Annotated in this window: 6 protein-coding genes; 4 read left to right on the top strand and 2 right to left on the bottom strand. The window is 72.4% G+C overall.

What is annotated here, in order from left to right:
* Positions 1–488: OB-fold nucleic acid binding domain-containing protein (locus AC162C_RS05260; protein WP_484096630.1), on the bottom strand; the 488-nt coding region annotated here is incomplete at its 3' end.
* A gap of 35 nt (positions 489–523) precedes the next feature.
* Here AC162C_RS05260 and AC162C_RS05255 point away from each other — a divergent pair.
* Both AC162C_RS05255 and AC162C_RS05250 read left to right on the top strand, forming a co-directional pair.
* A complete protein-coding gene (locus AC162C_RS05255; protein WP_484096629.1) occupies positions 524–1,591 on the top strand; it encodes a DUF1015 family protein in 1,068 nt (355 codons plus the stop codon).
* A complete protein-coding gene (locus AC162C_RS05250; RefSeq protein ID WP_484096628.1) occupies positions 1,588–2,391 on the top strand; it encodes an inositol monophosphatase family protein in 804 nt (267 codons plus the stop codon). Before AC162C_RS05255 ends, AC162C_RS05250 begins: the two co-directional genes overlap by 4 nt.
* A gap of 89 nt (positions 2,392–2,480) precedes the next feature.
* Here the strand turns inward: AC162C_RS05250 and AC162C_RS05245 are convergent, their stop codons facing one another.
* A complete protein-coding gene (locus tag AC162C_RS05245) occupies positions 2,481–3,137 on the bottom strand; it encodes a hypothetical protein (protein ID WP_484096627.1) in 657 nt (218 codons plus the stop codon).
* A 226-nt stretch (positions 3,138–3,363) separates the two neighbouring features.
* On the opposite strand from AC162C_RS05245, the gene AC162C_RS05240 reads away from it, so the two are divergent.
* Both AC162C_RS05240 and AC162C_RS05235 read left to right on the top strand, forming a co-directional pair.
* Positions 3,364–4,446, top strand: coding sequence for an Mrp/NBP35 family ATP-binding protein (locus AC162C_RS05240; RefSeq protein WP_484096626.1), 1,083 nt, complete (start codon positions 3,364–3,366; stop codon positions 4,444–4,446).
* Positions 4,447–4,486: 40 nt separating this feature from the next.
* On the top strand, positions 4,487–5,248 hold a 762-nt coding region (locus AC162C_RS05235; RefSeq protein WP_484096625.1), incomplete at its 3' end, for an alpha/beta fold hydrolase.

Below are 5,248 nucleotides of genomic sequence, written 5' to 3'. Positions count from 1 at the left end.
GTGTGCTCGAGCAGGCCCCCTGTGTACCCGTGGTGTCCGTCCGCGCCCGCGGCCGGCAGCGACCGCAGCGACCGCCGGAGCTCCGCGTCCGACAGAAAGGAGCGGACGAGGGCCGCGAGCTCCTCGTGCGACACCTCCCCCGCGAGGAACTCGAGGAAGCCGTCGAGCTCGTCCGCATCGCGCTTGAGCGCGGGTGCGAGCGCCGCCGGGTCGACGTCGGACGCGACCTCGAGTGACCGCACCTGCACCTGCAGCTTCGCGCCGTAGCGCTCGACCCGTCCGAGCACGCGGATCGCGTCGCCGTCGTCGAAGCGGCGGTCGAGCAGGTCGACGTCCTGCCAGACCCGGGCTTCGACCCGGCCCGTCGGGTCGACGAGGTCGAAGGCGAGGTACGGCGAGCCCGAGCGCGTGTGCAGCCGGCGCTTCCGCGCGACCGCGAACACGCCTTCGACGACGCGGTCCTCTGCGAGCTCGGTGATCGACGTCACGCGGGGAGTCTACGAGGGCGGGTAGATTCGCGGGCATGGCGGACGTCCGACCATTCCGCGCGATCCGCTACGCCGTCCCCACGGCGGCGGTCGTCGCTCCCCCCTACGACGTGCTCGGCGCAGAGGATCGGGAGGCGTATGCGGCCCGCGACCCGCACAACGTCGTGCACCTGACCCTCAACGACTCCGAGGAGGAGGCGGGACGGCTCTTCCGGCGCTGGCTCGAGGAGGGCGTCCTCGTCCTCGACGAGGAGCCGTCTGCGTGGGCGGTCGCGCAGGACTACGTCGGGCCCGACGGTGTGCCCCGGCGCCGCGAGGGGATCGTCGCCTCGCTCCGCGTCGAGCCCTACGAGCGCCGTGTCGTCCTGCCGCACGAGCGGACGCACGCCGGCCCGAAGGAGAGCCGCCTGCGGCTCCTCCGCGCCGCCCGGGCACAACTCGAGCCCATCTTCCTCCTCTACGAGGGCGAGCCGCCGCTCGTGCCGCCCGGGCGCGCGCCCGACATCGTCGCGGCCGGGACGTCGCTGTGGCGTGTCGACGGCGACGTCCTGCCGGGCTCCTTCGCCGAGCGACAGCTGCTGATCGCGGACGGCCACCACCGGTACGAGACCGCCCTCGCCTTCGCCGCCGAGATCGGGACGCCCGAGAGCGCGCGCATGATGGTCGTGCTCGTCTCGACGGCCGACCCGGGGCTCGAGATCTTCCCCACCCACCGTGCCTTCTCCGCGCGGCCCGACATCTCCCTCGACGGCACGGCGGTCGGGAGCGTGGAGGAGGGCCTGGCGGCCCTCGCCCTCGAGCCGGACACGAGGGCGGCGGCCGTCGCCGTGACGTCCCGCGGCGTCCTCCTCGTGCGGGGCGACGAAGGTGCGCTCGACGTCGAGCTCGTCGACCGCTTCGGGCACGAAGGCATCTCCTACACGCCCGATCAGGCGGTCGCGGTCGCCGCCGTCGAGAGCGGCGCGGCGGACGTCGCGTTCCTCCTCCGACCGACCCGGATCGAGGACGTCTTCGAGCGTGCGCGGCGTGGCGAGGTGATGCCCCAGAAGACCACGTACTTCTTCCCGAAGCTCACCTCCGGCCTCCTCTTCCATCCGGCATGACCGACTGGCTCGCATTTTCCCGCGCGTGCGTCGCGGACATCACGGCGGAGCTCGCCCGGCTTCCCACCCGCACGGAGCGCGAGCGCGTCGTGCGCCTCGGCGAGGGCGGCGACGAGACCACCGTCATCGACGAGGCCGCCGAGCAGGTCGTCGTCGCACGGCTGGAGGCGCTCGGGGTGGACGCGACGCTCGTCTCGGAGGAGCTCGGGGAACGCATGCTCGGGGCCGGCGGCCCGCTGCACGTCGTCGTCGACCCGATCGACGGCTCGGTGAACGCGAAGCGCGGGATCCCGTTCTTCTCGCTCTCCCTCGCCGTCGCCGACGGCGCGACGATGGACGACGTCGTCTTCGGGTTCGTCCACGACTTCGGCAGCGGCGAGGAATGGGTCGGTCGGCGAGGCGGCGGCGCCTGGTTGGACGGCCGACCGGTGGTCGCACCCGACCCCGGCGAGACGATCGAGATCCTCGACTTCGAGGGCACCACCACCGCGGCGATCGCGGCACGCGCCCCCGCGATGGAGGGGATCGCCCGGCGCCTGCGGGTCATGGGGTCGCTCGCGCTCTCCCTCTGCCACCTCGCAGCCGGCCGGGTCGACGCCGTCTGCTGCCTGAAGCCGGCCCGCTCGATCGACATCGCCGCCGCCCAGCTGCTCGTACGCGAGCGCGGCTACGCGATCGAGCTCTTCGAGGCCGACGGGCCCTTCGGCACCGCCCCGCTCGACCTCGGCCAGCGCTCGAGGCTCGCGGCCGCGGCGACGCCCGACGCGTGCGCGCGGCTCGTCGAGGCCCTGCAGGCGTAGTCAGGCTGCGGAAGGGGCGGCTTGCGCCGCCCCTTCGCGTGCTCCGGGAGGTGGAGCAACCCGTGCGGGCTGCACGCCACCTACGGGAGTCAACCTGCCGCCGGAGCCACCGTGCGGGAGCCCTCAGCGGCCTCGGCCGGGACAGTTGACTTCCCGAGGGCGACGACCGCGAGAATCACGAACCCGATCCCCGAGAGCAGGAGCGCGACACCGACGACCAGCCCGAAGAGTGCGATCTGCTCCGCCATGTAGCTGACGTTCAGCGCCGTCGCGAGCGCCGTCTCCGTGATCCACGTGTCGCGCCGTGTGTTCGCGACGGGGGCACCGCTCTCGTCCGTGAAGGCGGCGCTGATGTCACTCGTGCCGGCCGCGTTGCTGGGGTCGTCCGCTGCGAGGTAGCGGCCCATCTGTGAGTAGGTCAACCCACCCGTCGTCTCGAGCGCGTGGATCCGCATGTACTGCGCGAAGCACCGTGCCTTGGCGCCGGTCGTGATCGGCTCGCCGGCGACGTCGCAGGTCGGAAGGGCGATCGCGCCCTCCCCTTCGAGCGTCAGGCCGGCCGCCTCCGCCGACGTCCTGATGTCGGCCGGGTTCATGTCGTCCGAGCCGACGATCGCCTCGGCGGCGAGCTCGTCGGACACGGTGTTGCGAGCGTCGATGCTCAGGAACAGGGAGCCGGCGCCGAAGGCGATCAGGATCACCCCGGCGACGACCCCGCCGATCTCGAGAATTCTCCGGATGTTCATTGCTCCTCCTCCCGGTCACGTTTCACGTACGTCCGTAGCCTGCATGTGGCGGGCACACGGGGCATCCGCCACGATCCGCGTCCCTCGGCGCCCACCTGCGGATCGTGCATGCGGGGAACTACGGACGTCCCCGCAGGGCTTCCTGATCATCAGCAGCGTCGCGGACGGCGCCCGACGCCGGTCAGGCAAGCCTGCGCTCGGGAGGCCGTTGCTAGGCTGCCCGTGGATGGCCGTCGACCGTGATGCGATCCTCGCCGCGCTCGAGCACGTGATCGATCCGGAGCTGCGACGCTCGGTCACCGAGCTCGACATGGTGCGCGACGTCGCGGTCGCCGACGACGACTCGGTCGACGTCACGATCGCGCTCACCGTCGCCGGCTGCCCGCTGCGGAGCTCGTTCACCGAGCAGGTGGAGCGGCACGTCGGCGGCGTCGACGGCGTGAGCGGCGTCCGCCTCCACTTCGACGTGATGTCGCCGGAGGAGAAGGCCGCGCTCGTCGGACGGCTGCGCGGCGGACGCGAGGAGAAGACGCCGCAGCTCGACCCCGGGACGCGGGTGCTCGTCATCGCGTCGGGAAAGGGCGGCGTCGGCAAGTCGACGCTGACCGCGAACCTCGCGTACGCCCTCACCCGCCGCGGGCAGGAGGTCGGCGTGCTCGACGCCGACGTCTACGGGCACTCGATCCCGCACGTGCTCGGCATCCGCCAGCGGCCGATCGTCGTCGACGACATGGTCGTCCCTCCCGTGAGCTGGGACCTGCGGCTGATGTCGATCGGCTTCTTCCTCGAGGAGAACGCGCCCGTCATGTGGCGGGGCCCGATGCTGCACCGGGCGCTCGAGCAGTTCCTGGCGGACGTCCACTGGGGCCCGATCGACACGCTCGTCGTCGACATGCCGCCCGGTACCGGCGACGTCGCGATCTCGCTCGGCCAGCTCCTGCCCCGGGCGGAGGTGATCGTGGTCACGACCCCGCAGCCGGCGGCGCAGCAGGTCGCCGTCCGCGCCGCACAGATGGCCGAGCGCACCGGGATGCGGATCGTCGGGGTGGTCGAGAACATGTCCTGGCTCGTCGGGACGGGCCAGGAGCTCTTCGGCTCCGGCGGCGGCGAGGCGCTGGCGGCCGAGGTCGGTGCGCCCCTCCTCGGACGGATCCCGCTCGACCCGGCGCTGCGCGAGGCCGCGGACGCCGGCACACCCGTGCTCGAGGCGGCCCCCGAGAGCGAGGCCGCCGCCGCGATCGGCGCCGTCGCGGACGCCGTGCGGGATCCGCGCCCGGGCGCGATCCGCAAGCCGCTCGACATCCTCTAGCCGCGGGTCTCCTCCGGGCGCGGTGTGGTAGGAACCACCCGTGGCGCTCGCCCGCACGCAGTACGCCCGCAGCGGGGACGTCGACATCGCCTACCAGGTGATCGGCGACGGCCCGCACGACGTCGTGCTCGCGTTCGACTGGGGGAGCCATCTCGAGACGCTGGCCGAGCTGCCCGCGATCGAGGATTTCGTGGGCGGACTGGCCCGGTTCTCACGCGTGCTCTGGTTCGACATGCGCGGCATCGGCATGTCGAGCCCGGTCGAGGGCGGCATCGCGCCCATGGAGACATGGATCGACGACCTCGTCGCCGTGATGGACGCGGCCGGCTCGGAGCGCGCTGCGGTGGTCGCCCAGGGATACGCGGCCCAGATGGCGATCATGGCGGCGACGACCCGGCCCGATCTGGTGAGCGGGCTCGTGCTCGTGAACGGGTTCCCGCGGCTCGCGTGGGCCCCCGACTATCGGTCGGGGATCCCAGAGCGGGTGCAGCCCGTGCTGCTCGAGCAGATCGATGACCTGTGGGGCAGCGGGGCCCTCGCCGAGCTGTCCTTTCCCTCGGCTTCCCGTCAACCGGGGTTCGTCGAGTGGTGGGGGCGCGTCGAGCGCTACGGCGCTACGCCTCGGGTCGCCGTGGCACGGATGGAGACCGTGCTCCAGCTCGACGTTCGCCATCTGCTGCCTTTGGTGGACGTCCCGACCCTCGTCGTTCACGCCCGCGACAACCAGTTGGTACGGCTCGACCACGGCCGGTACCTCGCGGATCACATCTCGGGAGCGCGACTGCTCGAGGTGGACAGCACC

The sequence above is a fragment of the Gaiella sp. genome (assembly GCF_057140465.1).
The sequence above is the reverse complement of the archived record's forward strand: the minus strand, read 5'-3'. Positions and strand labels throughout refer to the sequence as shown.